This is a genomic window from Marinobacter sp., from assembly GCF_048269445.1.
In the GTDB taxonomy this organism is placed as follows: domain Bacteria; phylum Pseudomonadota; class Gammaproteobacteria; order Pseudomonadales; family Oleiphilaceae; genus Marinobacter.
Window position 1 is genome coordinate 248,234 of the sequence record NZ_JBLXIQ010000007.1, and the last position, 16,524, is coordinate 264,757.

Sequence of the window (16,524 nt, forward strand, 5' to 3'; positions counted from 1 at the left end):
CCGACATTATAGGGATGGACGGGCGGCCCGCAAATGGTGTCGAGCGGCGATCAGGTCTGCGACGACCGAGATGGCAATTTCCGCCGGCGTCTTGCTTGGAATATTGACGCCAATGGGCGCTCGTAAACGGCCAAGCATTTTCTCTTGCAGCCCCAGCCCCAGAGAAGCCAAGCGTTCCCGTCTTGCCTGAGAGGCTTTTCGGGAACCCATGGCGCCGATGTAAAATGCATTCGATTGCAACGCCGCCAGCAACCCCAGATCGTCAATCCGGGGATCATGAGCCAGGGCCAGAACGCCGGAAAAGGCGTCATTGAAGTCTTCCGCCACCAGATCATCGGGCAAGCGGCGGGCCAGCGGAATGTGGGGGTATCCCCATCCATCAGCGAACGCCTCTCGGGGCTCACACAGGGTCACGGAGAAATCCGCCGCTGTGGCGAACTCAGACACGTAACGGGCCACCTCGCCAGCGCCAATCAGCAGCAGCCGGCACTCTGGCTGCAGGGAATGAACCAGCTCCTCACCGTCAAATGCGACCGAGTAACGGTCGTGAGAGTGTCGGTATTCAAGCGTCGCTGCACCTTGAAGAGGAACCCGTCGGGTCACCGGCTCCCGATTGCCCAGCGCTTCCGCCAGCGCCCGGACGTGATCAAACCCCGCCGCATCGTAAAGAGGTTCCACGAGAAGCCGGATTCGACCGCCACAGGGCAGCTGGAACTGGTCACGGTCGTCATCGGTAATGCCATAGTCAATCAGGACCGGTTGATCCGGACCGTTGCCGGCTGTGCGCCTGAGCAAGTCTTCTTCCAGGCAACCGCCGGATACCGAACCGCTCCACTGGCCGGATTCGCCGATGGCCAGCCACGAGCCCACCGGTCGTGGCGAGGAGCCCCAGGTTTCCACGACGGTGCACAGCCAGACCCTCTCGCCCTTTTCTAGCCAGCCTGCGATGTCACGAATCACGGATTGATGGCCCGCAGCGAGCGACGACCGGGGAAACGGCATATCAGGCCTCCGCTTTCAGTGGCAGGCTGCGCTGGCGCTTACCGATCAGGGCAAACAGCGCATTGCCAAGAGCCGGAATCACCGGCGGCACACCCGGCTCGCCGACACCAGTTGGCGCTTCAGCGCTGTCCACAATATCCACCACTACTTCCGGGCGCTCATACTGCCGCATCAGCTGGTAGTCGTGAAAATTACTTTGCTGGACCTGTCCATTCTCCAGCGTGATTTCGCCATAGAGCGCGGCGGTCAGTCCGAACAGGATACCGCCTTCAATCTGGTCTTCCACGATGCGGGGATTAACCACCTGCCCACAATCGACCGCGCAGAAGACCTTGTAAACCCGAATCGCACCGTTCTCGATTCCCGCCTCTACCACCTGCGCAACGTAGGTGCCAAAGCTCCCGAACAGCGCAATGCCCCGGGCGCGGCCTTGTGGCAGAGGTGCGGCCCAGTTTGCAAGGCGCGCAGCCCGGTCAAGCACTTCCAGATGCCTGGGCTCCGAGGACACCAGCCGGCGACGGAACTCATAGGGATCCTCCCCGGCTTCGTGGGCAAGTTCGTCCATGAAGGTTTCGACCGCGAAGCCGTTATGGGAATAGCCTACCGATCGCCACCAGGTGACGGGTACGCCGGGGTCCGTGTGGGTATGGCGGATATCGATATTATCCACCTGATAAGGATATTCGACTGCCCCCTCAATGGCAGACATATCCTTCGGTGTGGCAATGCCTTCGGCCATCAGGCCTACCCTGCCCAGGCTGTCATACAGGAACTTTGGCGCCCATGGGTACTGAGCGGGCGCGGCATTTCGCACATACCAGTCCAGAATCTGAGGCCCGACAATCTGGTGATGCCAGCCAGTGAGATCGCCGCCAGCAAGGCTGGCTTTCATTCTGTGCAGCATGGCAGGACGATACAGGTCGTGCCGGGTATCTTCTTCCCGGGACCAGAGCACTTTTACCGGCCGCTTGACCCGATACGCCACGGCAGCGGCTTCCTCGATGAAATCCTGGGTCAGTCGGCGGCCAAAGCCGCCGCCGAGGAAGGTGGTGTTAATGGTGACGTCATCCGGCTCAAGATCCGTCACCCTGGCAACCGCAATCCGGCCAAGGTCTGGCGCCTGGGTCGGCGCCCAGACTTCCATCCGCCCTCCCCGGTACCAGGCAGTTGCGTTCATCGGCTCGAGGGTAGCGTGGGCGAGATAGGGTTGGGCATACTCTGCTTCCAGCACCCGCTCCGCTCCATCAACCGCCCGATCAAAGCTGCCTTCACTTCGCTCAGACTCCCCCGGATCCTCATCGGCCGCGGTTCGATAAGACTCAAAAACGTCATCTGTGGACACTGACAAAGCGTCCGAAAAATCCCATTCGACGCTCAGCACCTCCTGTGCCTTCCGGGCGCGCCAGTACTTGTCGGCAACCACGGCAACGCCCCGCCCGGTTTCAAAAACGTCAATCACGCCGGTCATGCCCCGGACTTCATCGCCGTTAAATCCTCGCACACGGCCGCCATGTCTGGGTGGCCGGGCGACCACCCCGTACACCATGTCCGGCAGCTCCACATCAATACCATACACAGCCGCACCAGTGGATTTGGCGCGAGCATCCAGCTTGCCTCCTTGCTTGCCAATGTATTTCCATTGTTTAGGCTGTTTCAGGGCAATGTCACCGCGAACCACTTCCTTTGAAGCCAGTGCCACCAACTTGCCGTAGGTCATGGAATCAATGCCGTTCGGGTGTACCACCCGCCCTTCACTGGCGTGGCATTCGGCGGCGTCCACGTTCCAGACCCGGGCCGCAGCCATTATCAGCATCAGCCGGGCTTCGGCTCCCGCCATTCTAAGGGGCTCCCAGCTGGTGGCCACGCTGGTGCTCCCCCCGGTGAGCTGCAATTTGTAGAGGGGGTTTCGGTACTCAGGCGCAACTGGCGCGAAACGGGGGGTAATCCTCTCCGGCTCGATTTCCAGTTCTTCCGCGATCAGGGTGGTCAGCCCGGTGTAGGTACCCTGTCCCATCTCGACCCGGGCCAGGGTGAAAAACACTTCATCGGCTTCAGTCAGCTCCAGCCAGGCATCCGGCCGCCATTCGCCGGATTGAGGCTCATAACCGGTCTGGATTCCGGCACAACCCGGCAAAGCCAGAGAGACCACAAGGCTGCCAGAGGCACCAGCGCTGACCTTCAGAAAATCCCGTCGATTCATCGCCATGTCACGCCCCCTGACCGTTCGATGAACCGGCGGCGACGGATTCCACCGCCGCAATAATCCGGGAATAAGTACCACAACGGCACAGATTGCCTGTCATGGCGGCAACAATGTCGTCTCGCGAGGGAGCCGGATTGTTAGCCAGCAGATGAGCCGCACTCATAATCTGACCCGACTGGCAGTAACCGCATTGCGGAACGCCATGCGCAATCCAGGCCTCCTGCAGGGCATGAAGCTGATTACCGCCACCAAGCCCTTCAATCGTCTCCACCTGGCCACCGACTGCCATCTCAACCGGTGTCGAGCAGGAGCGAATCGGCAGGCCGTTCAGATGCACTGTGCAGGCGCCGCAAAGTCCGGCACCGCAACCGAACTTGGTACCTTTCAGCCCCAGCTCGTCACGGATAACCCACAACAGGGGCGTATCTCCCTCCACATCCAGCGAATGCTGCTCGCCGTTGACTGTCAGCCTCAATGCCATTCCTGCTCTCTCCGTTGTAACCATTCCGGTTCTGTCCCCCGGATATGTCATTCTTTTTGGCGCCCAAGTTCACCCGGCTTTACTTGATGACGTCCTGTCCGTCCTTGTTAACCCAGATCTTGCGCTCCCCGGTTTCCATCTGACCATTGGAGTCCCAGACTTCGCGGTCCGAGGTTGCCTCATCCACTTTGCCATTGTCGTTCCAGATTACGCGATCCTTACAGCCCGCAAGAGCCAGCACTGCAAATACAACCAACATTGCTTTTTTCACGACGATAACCTCCGTTTGGCCATTTGAACGGCCAGATTTGAAGACTTGAGAAACTGAGACCGCTAAGGGCTTCCGTGAACTTCACGATTATGCAGTTTGTCCCGTTCACTTTTACGCACCATGACATAAACCGCTCCGGTTCCACCATGGTGTCTTTGGGCCGAATGGAAGGCCATGACATCAGCCAGTTCCGGCAACCACTTGGCGAGGTAGCTTTTCAGCTGTGCAATGCCATCCGGATTGCGCTCCCCCTTGCCGTGGAGAATAATGACAGAGCGCAGACCATACCGGACGCAATCACCGACAAACGAAAACACTTCTCTCCGGGCCTGTTCCACCGTCATTCGGTGTAAATCCAGCCGGGCTTCAATGGGGTATTGCCCCAGCCGTAGCTTGCGGAATACCCCGTGTTGTATGCCTGGACGCTGCCAGCTCAGAACGTCGTGGGCGGTGAGAGGTTCGACGATGTCGGAGGTCAGTGGGTTTTTGTCCCGGATTGGACTTTCCACGGCGGCCCGCTGCCGCTCCAGATGACCTGGCGTCAGTTCACGGGGTGTCGATACCTCGGCGCGGTTGGGCTTGCGGATGCGCCGGACATCTTTCATTTCCTCGAGGAAACTTAGGCGTTCGTCTTTAGTGGTCATGGCATTACAATTAATGGCCGGGTTCGAGAGGAACTTTACCACCCGGCCTCCTTCCCTCAAAGAAAACTGACTTGCGCCAGTCAGTTTGCGACGAAAATCGTAGGGCAACGACCTTATTCACTGAACTACACTTCCAAAAAGAAAATAATAACGAGCGAGTAGATACGGACATGGCCGCAGCAAATCCGGAAAGCAACCTTCCCCAGAACATCCGCGCAATAATGACCTTTCTGCGGGAACATGCACCGTTCTCCAGCATGGATGATTCACACCTCGCACATTTTGCCGAGCACGCTTCTCTCCAATTCTACGCAGACGGCGATGCTGTTCTTTCCCCAGACCAGGGCGTCGTCAAAAGATTCTACGTGGTCAAACAGGGGCGGATTCGTGGCGAGCGGCACAATGAAAAGGAAAACCGGACGGAAACCACCTTTGAAATCAGCCAGGGTGAATGTTTTCCACTCGCTGCCATTATTGGCGAGCGCCCCACCCGAACCCTGCACCGTGCGTCGGGAGACACCTTCTGTCTGAGCATCGGACAGGATGCCTTTATTACCCTGTTTTCCGAGAGCGAGCCGTTTCGGGATTTCTGTCTGCGCGGCGTCAGCAGCCTTCTTGATCAGGTAAACCGGCGCATCCAGTCCAGCGCCATGGCTTCGATGGGCTCCAGCACATCACTGGACACACCCCTCGAGCGCTATGCGCTGCGCAACCCGATTGTATGCTCACCGGACCTTCCGGTACGCAAAGCGGTGGCGCGCATGCACGACAACAACGTCGGCAGCATTATCATTACCGACGACAACCGCCATCCCACCGGCATTTTTACGCTGCGGGATCTTCGCACCATGATCGCCGAGGAAAAGGGCCCCCTGGACACGCCAATTCAGCAGGTCATGACCAAAGATCCCTGCTGTCTTCCGTCTCATGCGGATGCCTTTGAGGCTGCCATGCTGATGGCCGAACACCATTTCGCCCATTTGTGCGTGGTCGATGATGAACACAAACTTATTGGTGTGGTATCGGAGCGCGATCTTTTCTCCCTGCAACGGGTGGATCTGGTCAATCTTGCACGCACCATCGGCACCGCGACCCACTTGCGCACCCTGGTCAGCCTGCGCACCGATGTGTCTCGGCTGGTCGACGCCATGCTCGCCCACGGCGCGGATTCCGGGCAGGTTGTCAAGATCATCACTACCCTGAACGACGTAACCGTTAGGCGGGTGCTGGAACTGAACATCAAGAAACACGATCCCGGCATTCCCTTTACCTGGCTCACCTTCGGCAGCGAAGGTCGACAGGAGCAGACACTGCTGACTGATCAGGACAACGGTATTCTGTTCCAGACTCCGGACGGCATGACCGAAGAGCAGGTCCGTGAGAAACTGCTGCCGTTCGCCCAGAACGTCAACCAGGAGTTAGCAGAGTGCGGCTTTACCCTGTGTAAAGGCAACATCATGGCCAGCAACCCGAAGCTGTGCCTGAGTGATCGGGAATGGGACGAGTGGTTCATCCGGTTCATAGATGCCTCGACCCCCCAGAACCTGGTGTACTCCTCAATCTTTCTCGATATGAGAGCGGTTTTCGGCCCCACCGAACCACTGCAGGTTTTGCTCGATAAAGTGCTTTCGCGGATCCGGAAAAACGCCCTGTTCCAGAAGATGCTGGCCGGCAACGCTTTCCAGAGAAAACCGCCGCTGACAATGTTCCGGAATTTTCGCTACGTCTCGGACGGAAAAAAGCATGCACTCGATCTCAAACGCCAAGGGCTAGCCCCGTTCGTGGAAGCGGTCAGGGTCTTTGCCCTCGCCAACGGGGTAGAAACTGCAAACACCCTGGAGCGCATGGATGAGCTGGCCAAAAAAGGAGTCTTTGATCCGAAAGATGCCAATGCCTGGAAGGAAGGCTATAGCCTGATCCAGGCTATCCGAATGCGGGCCCACCAGGAAATGCTCGCAAAAGGCGAAGAACTGACCAACTATATTGATCCGGATGACCTGAATCCATTGGATCGACGCATCCTCCGGGAGTCCTTCAGACAGGCTCAGCGGTTGCAGCAGAAACTCGAAGTAACGTACCAACTCTGACCGTCAGGCAACACGTCATGCTGGAACAGATCAAACAATGGATAGAGCAGCGCCGGGGGGGAAGGATTGGCAGCCACGACCCGGGCAATCTGCCCCACCCCAAATCACCGGGGGAGCAGCTGCTCTCTGATTGCCGCCTGATTGTTCTTGACCTGGAAACCACGGGGCTGAATCCCTCCAGGGATGAGGTCATCGCGATCGGTGCCGTTGCTATCCGGGGTGGCCTTATCCACCTCGGTGACCAGTTTGATCTGATACTGCGGCGACCAGAACTGGATATACGGGAAACGGTGTTAATTCACGGCATCGGCCCGGAGGCCCTGACCCAGGGCCAAGAAACCGAAGATGCTTTGCTTTATCTGCTGGAATGGATGAACGGCGATCCGGTGCTGGCCTATCACTCGGCATTCGACCAGAAATTCCTGGAAAAGACCCTGAGGGCCGAGCTTGGCTACACTTTGAGCCATACCTGGATGGATGTTGCCGACCTGATGCCGGCGTTTTTTCCGAATGCAAAGACGGGGGGCAAGGGCCTTGATCATTGGGCCGATTATTTCGGCTTGGAGGTGACAGAAAGGCACCACGCAGCGTCCGATGCGCTGGCGACCGCCGAATTGACTCTGGTGGCTCTGAATAAGGCCCGAAAAGAAGGCGTCAAAACCCTTAAGGGACTCCACGATAAGCTTCATTATCACCGGCGACTGCAAAACATGCATCGTTTTTGACTCTAAGTACGAACGAGTGCGCAGAATTCGGTCAAATATGCGGCAAATGATTGAGAATTAGACCTTTTGCCAATATCTATAAATCGCTTGACCAGTAAAGTCAGTAGGGACAACTAGTCGGAGAAATACCTATATGAATAATAAATTCTCTAACAGTAGTGCCTTACCCAAAACCCACCCAACCTCCACAAAAACAACACAGGAGTGATCCTATGTCAGCAGGTCATAGCTACGACGCTGAGAAGTACTGGAAGGCGAATCTGCGCCTGATATTCGGGAGCCTGATTGTCTGGGCCCTGGTATCTTACGGCTTTGCGATTCTGCTTCGCCCGATGCTTGCCGGTATTCCCATTGGTGGTACTGATCTGGGCTTCTGGTTCGCCCAGCAAGGCTCCATCCTTACGTTCATCGCTCTGATTTTTCACTACGCGTGGCGTATGAACAAGATCGACGAAAAATTCGGCGTGCACGAGGAGTAAGAACGAATGAGCCAATTTGCCATTAACCTCATCTTCGTAGGGGGCTCTTTCCTCCTCTACATCGGTATTGCTATCTGGGCGAAAGCCGGTAGCACCAAAGACTTCTACGTTGCCGGCGGCGGCGTTCACCCGATTACCAACGGTATGGCTATCGGTGCGGACTGGATGTCAGCGGCATCTTTCATCTCCATGGCGGGCCTCATTGCCGCTGGTGGTTATGCCAATTCCACGTTCCTTATGGGCTGGACCGGCGGCTATGTGCTTCTGGCGATGCTGCTGGCTCCGTACCTGCGAAAGTTTGGTAAGTTCACCGTCCCAGAGTTCATCGGTGACCGTTTCTACAGCAGGAACGCCCGTCTGGTGGCCGTTATCTGCCTGATCGTAGCGTCTATAACCTACGTTATCGGCCAGATGGCAGGCGCCGGTGTTGCCTTCTCACGCTTCCTCGAAGTCGACGCCACAATGGGTCTGATCATTGCTGCGGTCGTAGTCTTCATCTACTCCGTGCTTGGCGGCATGAAAGGCATTACCTACACACAGGTAGCTCAGTATTGCGTCCTGATCGTCGCCTACACCATTCCGGCAGTGTTCATTTCGTTCCAACTCACAGGCAACCCTGTCCCTGGCCTCGGTCTGTTCTCCACCCACGTGGATTCCGGCCTACCATTGCTCACCAAACTGAACCAGGTCATCACTGAGCTGGGCTTTAACGAGTACACGGCGGATGTGGACAACAAACTGAACATGGTCCTGTTTACGCTGTCACTGATGATCGGTACCGCCGGCCTGCCACACGTCATCATCCGCTTCTTCACCGTACCGAAGGTTGCCGATGCGCGCTGGTCAGCTGGCTGGGCTCTGGTTTTCATCGCCTTGCTGTACCTGACAGCACCTGCTGTTGCTTCCATGGCTCGACTGAACCTGATGACCACCATTTACCCGGACGGCACTGCTTCTGCACCGATCCAATACGATGAACGTCCGAACTGGGTGAAAGAGTGGGAAGTAACGGGCCTGATTCAGTTCACCGACAAGAACGAAGACGGGCGCATCCAGCTGTATAATGATAGCGAGGCCTTCGCACCACAGGCTGAGGCAAGGGGCTGGAAAGGCAATGAGCTGGTCGTAAACCGGGATATCCTGGTACTGGCTAACCCGGAAATCGCCAATCTTCCCGGCTGGGTCATTGGCCTGATCGCGGCAGGCGGCTTGGCAGCAGCACTGTCCACAGCGGCGGGTCTGTTGCTGGCAATCTCCTCCGCAGTGAGTCACGACTTGATCAAGGGCTCAATCAACCCGAACATCTCGGAGAAAGGCGAACTGTTGGCGGCGCGGATTTCCATGTCTGTCGCTATCGTGGTGGCCACCTGGCTCGGTGCCAATCCTCCGGGCTTTGCGGCACAGGTCGTTGCTTTGGCATTTGGTATTGCCGCTGCATCTCTGTTCCCGGCGCTGATGATGGGCATCTTCTCCAAGCGCGTTAACAACGTCGGTGCCATCGCAGGTATGCTGACCGGCCTGGCCTTTACCCTGGCGTACATCTTCGTGTACAAAGGCTGGCTGTTCATCCCTGGCACCAATAACCTGCCGGATACCCCTGAAAACTGGGTTCTGGGTATTTCCCCGCTGTCTATCGGTGCGGTTGGTGCAATCGTCAACTTTGCGGTAGCCTTCGTTGTGTCCAACGCAACTGAAGAACCGCCCGTTGAGATTCAGGAACTGGTTGAAAGCGTCCGTTACCCGCGTGGTTCCGGTCAAGCTCAAGACCACTAAGCAACATCCCAACCTGATTCAATCATTGAATTGACAGGTTGATACTGAACGGGCTTCCTCAATGAGGGAGCCCGTTCTTTTTTAAGGAAAATATTTTATGTTCTGGACATTTGTTGCCACTGTAGTCTGCGGCCTGGGTGCAGCAGGTATCGCTCTCGGTATCAGAGCCGCGACCCGAAACAAAGCCCCTAAGTGGATCATCCCCGTTTTTGCCGGCGCTGGCATGCTCGGCTATCTGATCTACACCGAGTACACCTGGTATGACCACAAGCAATCCCGCTTGCCGGAAGAAGCGGTGGTTGTAAATACCGAAACTGATGGCATTCTCTGGCGGCCCTGGACCTTTGTTTTTCCCTATGTCACGGCTTTTTCGACGGTGGATACCAAAAGTATCGCCCGAGACACGAACAGCGATGACATCGTCCGGTTTACTCTCTACCGCTTTGAACAGAAGCTGGCGGACGCCGTTTCCCATCGCATTCACATTATCAATTGCGCGACCCGGGAACTGGTGCCACTGGGATCTGATGGAACCCCACGAATTGACAACCTGAAGGTACTGGAGCCTGGAGACACTCTGTATAAAACCGTCTGTGTGGAGTGATGCAACGATAGCATGACGCCACAACGTGCCAACCCCGACGGAAATGTGTATTTATGATTAGTGCCTGGCTGCTGGTTCTGATATCCATCACTTACATCTCGATCCTGTTTGTGATCGCCTGGGCCGGCGACAAGCACCCGGGCCTTTACCGCCGGCGCCTTGCACGGACCCATGTCTACGCCCTGTCACTGGCGGTTTACTTTACCTCCTGGACGTTCTATGGCGCCGTTGGCCGAGCCACCCAGGAGGGTCTTGGCTTCCTTCCGATATACCTCGGTCCGCTGTTGGTCTTTGTGTTCGGCGCGCCCCTACTGCGTCGAATTATCTACATCAGCAAACGCAATAACAGTACCTCCATCGCCGACTTCATAGCTTCACGCTACGGGAAATCCCAACTTCTGGCAGCGATGATTGCCACGTTTGCCCTGATCGGCAGCGTTCCTTACATTGCTTTGCAGCTCAAGGCCATTGCCATGGGCTTTAATGTGCTATCCGCGACCAATCCGGGATATAGCGAGCTGAGTTCGGCCGCCTGGAACGATTCTGCCTGGTACATCACACTGGCTCTGGCAGTCTTTACCGTGCTTTTCGGCACTCGGCATCTTGAATCCACAGAGCACCACCGAGGCATGATTCAGGCGATTGCCTTCGAATCGCTGATCAAGCTCGTGGCATTCGTCGCCGTCGGCCTTTTTGTAGGCTTCGGCCTGTATGGCGGATTCGGAGACCTGTTTTCTCGGGCGAAAGATGCGGACCTGCTCGGCACCCTGACTACCGATGGTATTGAGGCGCCAGCCTTCATTACCCAGACACTTATCGCGATGCTCGCGATCATCTGCTTGCCACGACAATTCCATGTCATGGTGGTCGAGAACACCGATCACCGGGACTTCGAAATAGCCCGCTGGGCCATGCCCATCTATCTGATCGTTGCCAGCGCTTTTGTGCTCCCAATTGCCGCTGCCGGCCTCCTTTCGCCTGAGCTGGCAGCGGGCAACCCCGACACACTGATCCTCCAGTTGCCGATAATGGCCGGTGTGGAATGGCTTGCAGTGCTGGCTTTTCTAGGCGGTGGCTCGGCCGCCGCCGCCATGGTTATCGTCTGCTCTGTAGCCATTGCCACCATGGTGAGTAACGAGATCATCATGCCCGCCCTGCTCAAGTTCTTCCGGCCAGGCATGAACCGGCGCAGCGACCTCAGTTACCTGCTGCTAAGCATCCGGCGGGTAGCTATCTTTGTGGTTCTTCTGACGGCCTATGGTTTCTATCGCATGGCCGGCGAGGACTACAGCCTCACCGCCTTCGGGCTGTTGTCCTTCGCAGCCGCTGCGCAGTTCGGTCCGGCTCTGGTTGGCGGCATTATCTGGCGGCGGGGCAATTTCATGGGGGCTGCCTGGGGCCTCGGGCTGGGCTTTCTCATGTGGTGCTACACCCTGCTCCTGCCAGCCTTGGCAACTACAGGATGGGTAACCGATTCCCTGATAGAGCTGGGAATCTGGGGCCTCAGTTGGACCCGGCCCACAGCGTTGTTCGGCTCAGAACTGGACCAGACCAGCCATGGCATCATCTGGAGCCTGGGCATCAACACTGTAGTCTACATTGTGCTTTCAATGCTGACCCGTCAGCGTGTTCGCGAGAAGATCCAGATTGCCTCGTTCTTTCACGATCCCCAACCCAAGGCGGAAACGGCTCAGCACCAGAGCTGGCAGGGCGAAATTCTGACCTCCGACCTACAGGCCCTTACTGACCGCTTTATGGGTGAGGAGCGCTCTGAAACGATATTCCGGAATTACGAGCGGAGAAACGCTATCCGGCTGCATCCGCACCGCCCGGCCTCTGCTCACCTTATGAAGTATATTGAGCGTCAACTGGCTTCCGTTATCGGGGCATCCACTGCCCGTGTGGTGCTGGAATCCACGCTCACCGGTCGCGACATGCAGATTGAGGACGTGGTCAGCATTGTCGATGAAGCCTCCCAGGCCATGACGTTCAGTCGTGAACTGCTGCAGTCAGCCATTGAAAACATCAGTCTGGGCGTCTCGGTGGTCAACCACCAGCAACAGCTTGTGGTCTGGAATCACCGCTACCTTGAACTGTTCACCTACCCCAAAGGGTTTGTGAGGGTTGGTCGCCCGGTGGAAGATCTGATGCGGTATAACCTTACGAACGCCAACCTCTCAGCTCGCAGGATTGATGAAGTTGTCGCGGACCGATGCGCCAGCATGCGGGAGGGGCGCCCGATGTCCTATGAGCGCCAGAGACCGGATGGAACGGTCTTACGGGTCGATGGCAGCCCGATCCCCGGGGGAGGTTATGTCACTACCTTCCAGGACATAACCGCCATGCGGCGGACCGAGCAGGCCCTGAAGGAAACCAATATATACTTGGAGCAGCGGGTAAAGGAGCGTACACAGGAGCTTCAGGTCATCAACGAGCAGATGCTGAAAGCCAAATCTGTTGCCGAGCAGGCCAACCAGAGCAAGACCCGGTTTCTGGCATCCGCCAGTCATGATCTGTTGCAGCCCCTCAATGCGGCCCGTCTGTTTACCTCTGCCCTGGCTGGTAAAGCAGACGATACTGAAATGAAAGATCTGGTGGACCATATTGACAGCTCCCTCGGAGCCGCCGAAGAGATCATCAGCACATTACTGGATATCTCCAAGCTTGATGCAGGTGCCCTGGAACCTGATATCGGCGTGTTCCCGGTCAATGAGATCATGCGCCATCTTGCGACCGACTTTTCGGCCATTGCCAAGGATCAGGATCTGGAATTGCACGTTGTACCGAGCAGCGCCTGGATCCGATCGGACTCCAAACTGCTACGCCGTGTAGTCCAGAATTTTCTGTCCAATGCCATTCGTTACACACCTGAAGGCAAGATTCTGCTTGGCTGTCGGAGATTGAAAGGGTATATCCGCATTGAGGTCTGGGATACGGGGCCAGGGATACCCGAAGACCAACTGGCACACATTTTCGAGGAATTCCGTCGCTTTCAGCACGGTCGGGACAAGAAAGGGCTCGGGCTCGGACTCGCCATCGTGGACCGGATCAGTGGCATGCTGAACCATCCGGTCAGCGTACACTCAGTCCAGGGCCGCGGCAGCGTATTCGGAATTACCGTCCCCGTCGCCGCGCCAGAACAGAGCGAACCAGCTGTCACCAAATCCGCCTCCAGCTCACGACGGGTATCAAACCTCGGTGGCCTGCACTTTCTGTGTATCGACAATGACCCTGCCATTCTTCAGGGTATGGTAGCTTTGCTCGGTAACTGGAAGTGTGACGTGACCGCCGCAGAAAGCCTTGAAGATGCTATGGAAAAACTGCAAGGCCAGAGACCCGATATTATACTTGCCGATTACCAGCTTGATGATAACAAGAATGGTCTGGATGCCATGGACAGTATCCGTGACGCGCTTAGCGAGGACATCCCGGGAATACTTATCACGGGGTATATGGCACCCGAGGTCCGACAAGATGCCATGAACCGTGGTTATCAGATTCTCTACAAACCTGTAAAACCCGCTGCATTGCGCGCATTGGTTAACAAGTTACTTAAGCAGAAGCGCTCATGACCGATTTTAAAGCCGGCTTCAATCCTTTCGGGAAGCTGACATACCTGATTATTGACGATTTCGAGAACTTCCGGTTGTCCATGCGCCAGATGCTGCGCAGCTGCGGCGCAGACAAGATCGAGCTGGTTGCCCACGCCAACCAGGCGATCCAGTACTGCACGTACAATCACGCGGATGTGGTGCTCTGTGACTTCAACCTTGGGGAAGGTAAAAACGGGCAGCACATACTTGAGGAGCTCCGTCACAAGAAGCTCCTGAAACGCTCCTCACTGTTTCTCATGGTCACAGCCGAGACATCCAAAGAAATGGTTATGGGTGCACGGGAAAACCAGCCTGACGCCTACCTGACCAAGCCGATCAACCGGGCAGTGCTGGAGAAAAGGATTGGCAGCCTCATCAATCAGCGTAACGCGCTGATGCCCATTAACCGGGAAATCGACCGGGAGAACTATCCGGAAGCCATCTCGCTGTGCCTCCAGGCACTTCCCAGGCAACCCCGCTACAAAACCTGGCTGATGAAAACCCTCGGAGACCTTTATTTTCGCTTGGGCGATCTCGCTCACGCGCTCAAAGTTTATGACGATGTGCTGGCCCAACGTGAGCTTTCATGGGCAAAGCTTGGCCGGTGCAAGGTACTGCTTGCCAACCGAAGCTTCGACGCTGCCGTTGATGGCCTTCGGGAGCTTATCGCCAGACATCCGGATTATATGGAAGCCTATGACCTCCTGGCGGAAGGCCTAGAGCGACAGGGACGTCCGACCCAAGCTCAGCAAATACTGGAGCAGGCAGCACAACACTCCCCTAACGCCCTGCTCAGGCAGAAGCATCTGGCAGAACTTGCCGACTCTAATCAAGACATGGACACTGCATCAGATGCATGGCGCCGAACTGTTCAACTCGGAACCTACTCAATTCACGACAACTCTCAGCACTATCTTGCTCTCGGGCAAACGCTGTCAGACCTGAGTGAGGGAGATCTGGACGAAGAAGGCGCTGGGCGGGCCAAGGAAGCGCTGGCTGTGTTGAGAAAAATGGAAAAGCGGTTCGCGGAGGAAGAGGGCATCGCTGTACGCAGTCAGATCATTCAGTGCCGGGTATATGCCGGCCAGGGACAGAATCAGCAAGCCGCAAAGATGCTCCAAACTATCCGACCTGAGCTCGAAAATACTGCAGCTCTGGATGCCCAAACCGGGCTGGATTATGCAAAAACCCTGTTCCGGATGAACCATGAGACAGAGGCAAAACAACTACTGGCCGACATGGCCGAACGTTTCAGCGATGATCCAGACACGATGCGGCAAATCGAAAGTCTCCTGGACGAGCCTGTCGGCTTTCGGCAAAAGATCAAGGCCCGCACTCTTAACCGCAACGGCATCAGGGCATTTGAATCCGGGAACCTACAGGAGGCGGCGAACACCTTTACCGAAGCCCTGAAAATTGTTCCTGATCATGCCTCGCTGAACCTGAACCTGGTCCAGGTTCTGATGAAGGAATACGACAGCAACCCGGGTAAAACGGATCTTCTCAGGCGTTGCCAGACCTGCCTGGACCGGTTGTCAAAGCTGCCAGAGCAACACCGCCAACACCGACGCTATATCGCTTTGCAACGCAAGCTGAAGGGCCTTACCGAATGAACAACCAGAATATTGATTTCTCCATGGTACTTGCCTCCGCTGTTCACGATATGAAGAACTCCCTCGGCATGCTCCTGAATTCCCTGGACGAATTGAGATCCGAGCATGACGAAGCTCTGGGGGAATCTAAGCGATTCAATACCCTGCAGTACGAAGCTGAACGCATGCATAACGACCTGGTTCAGCTCCTGGGTATCTATCGGCTGGGAGAAAATAACCTGTCGGCTCATATCGAGGAGCACTTTGTGCCCGACTTTCTCTCCGAGCACCTGGCCCGGCATACTCCGCTACTCAATGGCTTGGGAATTGATTGCTCGATAGAGGCTGATGAGATTAACGGCTTCTTTGACGAAGATCTCTTGACCGGCGCACTCAACAACACCATCAATAATGCCATACGCTACACTAAGAGTAAGATCCGCCTTACCGCCGGCGAAAGGGACGGCTACCTCGTAATCGGCGTTGAAGACGACGGCGAGGGGTACCCTCCCAGCATGCATCACACTGGCACCCTGAGTTTTAAATCCCTGGATTTCAAGAGTGGCAGCACTAGCCTTGGACTGTTCTTTGCGTCTTCCGTTGCCAGGCTCCATAGCGAAGGAGCAAGAACCGGTTCGATCAAACTGCACAATGGCGGCAGCTTTGGTGGGGGTGTTTTTGAGATCTGGCTGCCCTGATGTAGACCCATTTCTCAGGCAATAAAAAACCCCAGTACCGTTGGGTACTGGGGTTTAGGCATTAGGCGCCTGACGATGACCTACTCTCACATGGGCAACGCCACACTACCATCGGCGCTGGTCTGTTTCACTTCTGAGTTCGGGATGGGATCAGGTGGTTCCAGACCGCTATGGTCGTCAGGCAAAACGGTTGATCACTGGGGGACGAGATGGAACATGTGATGTGGATTTCGTTGGTTATCCGCAATTGTCTTGGGTGTTATATAGTCAAGCCGCACGAGCAATTAGTATCGGTTAGCTCAACGCCTCGCAGCGCTTACACACCCGACCTATCAACGTCCTGGTCTTGAACGGCTCTTCAGGGACCTCAAG

Annotated in this window: 13 protein-coding genes and 2 rRNA genes; 8 read left to right on the forward strand and 7 right to left on the reverse strand. The window is 56.3% G+C overall.

Translation table 11 applies throughout. The annotated features are described in order from the left end of the window. Nucleotides 1–6 precede the first annotated feature (6 nt). The 5 genes from ACN0XM_RS16050 to smrA form a co-directional block, all read right to left on the reverse strand. Nucleotides 7–1,002 carry an XdhC family protein gene (locus ACN0XM_RS16050; protein WP_417567945.1) on the reverse strand — a complete coding sequence of 332 codons (996 nt, stop codon included), beginning with the start codon at nt 1,000–1,002 and terminating at the stop codon, nt 7–9. Between the two features lies 1 nt (nt 1,003). Then, on the reverse strand, nt 1,004–3,208 hold the full coding sequence (locus ACN0XM_RS16055) for a molybdopterin cofactor-binding domain-containing protein (RefSeq protein ID WP_417567946.1): 2,205 nt from the start codon (nt 3,206–3,208) through the stop codon (nt 1,004–1,006). Between the two features lies 1 nt (nt 3,209). Then, nucleotides 3,210–3,686, reverse strand: a complete 477-nt coding sequence (locus ACN0XM_RS16060) for a (2Fe-2S)-binding protein (RefSeq protein WP_417567947.1) — start codon at nt 3,684–3,686, stop codon at nt 3,210–3,212. Between the two features lie 79 nt (nt 3,687–3,765). Further along, nucleotides 3,766–3,957: a hypothetical protein gene (locus tag ACN0XM_RS16065; protein WP_417567948.1), complete on the reverse strand. Its 192-nt coding sequence runs from the start codon at nt 3,955–3,957 to the stop codon at nt 3,766–3,768. 62 nt (nt 3,958–4,019) lie between these two features. Then, nucleotides 4,020–4,643 (reverse strand): DNA endonuclease SmrA, encoded by a 624-nt coding sequence (gene smrA, locus ACN0XM_RS16070; RefSeq protein ID WP_417567949.1) that lies wholly within the window; start codon nt 4,641–4,643, stop codon nt 4,020–4,022. Between the two features lie 128 nt (nt 4,644–4,771). Between smrA and ACN0XM_RS16075 the strand changes: the two genes are divergently transcribed. The 8 genes from ACN0XM_RS16075 to ACN0XM_RS16110 all read left to right on the forward strand — a co-directional run bounded on the left by ACN0XM_RS16075 (nt 4,772) and on the right by ACN0XM_RS16110 (nt 16,152). Further along, nucleotides 4,772–6,688, forward strand: coding sequence for a putative nucleotidyltransferase substrate binding domain-containing protein (locus ACN0XM_RS16075; protein WP_417567950.1), 1,917 nt, complete (start codon nt 4,772–4,774; stop codon nt 6,686–6,688). Between the two features lie 17 nt (nt 6,689–6,705). Continuing rightward, complete coding sequence (locus ACN0XM_RS16080) at nt 6,706–7,413, forward strand: PolC-type DNA polymerase III (RefSeq protein ID WP_417567951.1); 708 nt, start codon at nt 6,706–6,708, stop codon at nt 7,411–7,413. Between the two features lie 212 nt (nt 7,414–7,625). Further along, nucleotides 7,626–7,892, forward strand: coding sequence for a DUF4212 domain-containing protein (locus ACN0XM_RS16085; protein WP_417567952.1), 267 nt, complete (start codon nt 7,626–7,628; stop codon nt 7,890–7,892). Between the two features lie 6 nt (nt 7,893–7,898). Further along, nucleotides 7,899–9,665, forward strand: coding sequence for a sodium:solute symporter family protein (locus ACN0XM_RS16090; protein ID WP_417567953.1), 1,767 nt, complete (start codon nt 7,899–7,901; stop codon nt 9,663–9,665). Between the two features lie 97 nt (nt 9,666–9,762). After that, nucleotides 9,763–10,269 (forward strand): hypothetical protein, encoded by a 507-nt coding sequence (locus ACN0XM_RS16095; protein ID WP_417567954.1) that lies wholly within the window; start codon nt 9,763–9,765, stop codon nt 10,267–10,269. A gap of 53 nt (nt 10,270–10,322) precedes the next feature. Next, nucleotides 10,323–13,841 carry a NahK/ErcS family hybrid sensor histidine kinase/response regulator gene (locus ACN0XM_RS16100; protein WP_417567955.1) on the forward strand — a complete coding sequence of 1,173 codons (3,519 nt, stop codon included), beginning with the start codon at nt 10,323–10,325 and terminating at the stop codon, nt 13,839–13,841. Next, on the forward strand, nt 13,838–15,475 hold the full coding sequence (locus ACN0XM_RS16105; protein ID WP_417567956.1) for a response regulator: 1,638 nt from the start codon (nt 13,838–13,840) through the stop codon (nt 15,473–15,475). Before ACN0XM_RS16100 ends, ACN0XM_RS16105 begins: the two co-directional genes overlap by 4 nt. Next, complete coding sequence (locus ACN0XM_RS16110) at nt 15,472–16,152, forward strand: sensor histidine kinase (protein ID WP_417567957.1); 681 nt, start codon at nt 15,472–15,474, stop codon at nt 16,150–16,152. The genes ACN0XM_RS16105 and ACN0XM_RS16110 overlap by 4 nt, the downstream gene beginning before the upstream one ends. A gap of 67 nt (nt 16,153–16,219) precedes the next feature. Here ACN0XM_RS16110 and rrf read toward each other — a convergent pair. Further along, a 5S ribosomal RNA gene (rrf, locus tag ACN0XM_RS16115) occupies nt 16,220–16,334 on the reverse strand. 81 nt (nt 16,335–16,415) lie between these two features. Then, nucleotides 16,416–16,524: ribosomal RNA gene (locus ACN0XM_RS16120) — 23S ribosomal RNA — on the reverse strand; the annotation flags it as partial.

Excerpts from the sequence above, each read along its gene's own strand:
- ACN0XM_RS16050 (WP_417567945.1), bottom strand. The coding sequence starts at position 1,002 with ATGCCGTTTCCCCGGTCGTCGCTCGCTGCGGGCCATCAATCCGTGATT.
- ACN0XM_RS16055 (WP_417567946.1), bottom strand. The coding sequence starts at position 3,208 with ATGGCGATGAATCGACGGGATTTTCTGAAGGTCAGCGCTGGTGCCTCT.
- ACN0XM_RS16060 (WP_417567947.1), bottom strand. The coding sequence starts at position 3,686 with ATGGCATTGAGGCTGACAGTCAACGGCGAGCAGCATTCGCTGGATGTG.
- ACN0XM_RS16075 (WP_417567950.1), top strand. The coding sequence starts at position 4,772 with ATGGCCGCAGCAAATCCGGAAAGCAACCTTCCCCAGAACATCCGCGCA.
- ACN0XM_RS16080 (WP_417567951.1), top strand. The coding sequence starts at position 6,706 with ATGCTGGAACAGATCAAACAATGGATAGAGCAGCGCCGGGGGGGAAGG.
- ACN0XM_RS16085 (WP_417567952.1), top strand. The coding sequence starts at position 7,626 with ATGTCAGCAGGTCATAGCTACGACGCTGAGAAGTACTGGAAGGCGAAT.
- ACN0XM_RS16090 (WP_417567953.1), top strand. The coding sequence starts at position 7,899 with ATGAGCCAATTTGCCATTAACCTCATCTTCGTAGGGGGCTCTTTCCTC.
- ACN0XM_RS16095 (WP_417567954.1), top strand. The coding sequence starts at position 9,763 with ATGTTCTGGACATTTGTTGCCACTGTAGTCTGCGGCCTGGGTGCAGCA.
- ACN0XM_RS16100 (WP_417567955.1), top strand. The coding sequence starts at position 10,323 with ATGATTAGTGCCTGGCTGCTGGTTCTGATATCCATCACTTACATCTCG.
- ACN0XM_RS16105 (WP_417567956.1), top strand. The coding sequence starts at position 13,838 with ATGACCGATTTTAAAGCCGGCTTCAATCCTTTCGGGAAGCTGACATAC.
- ACN0XM_RS16110 (WP_417567957.1), top strand. The coding sequence starts at position 15,472 with ATGAACAACCAGAATATTGATTTCTCCATGGTACTTGCCTCCGCTGTT.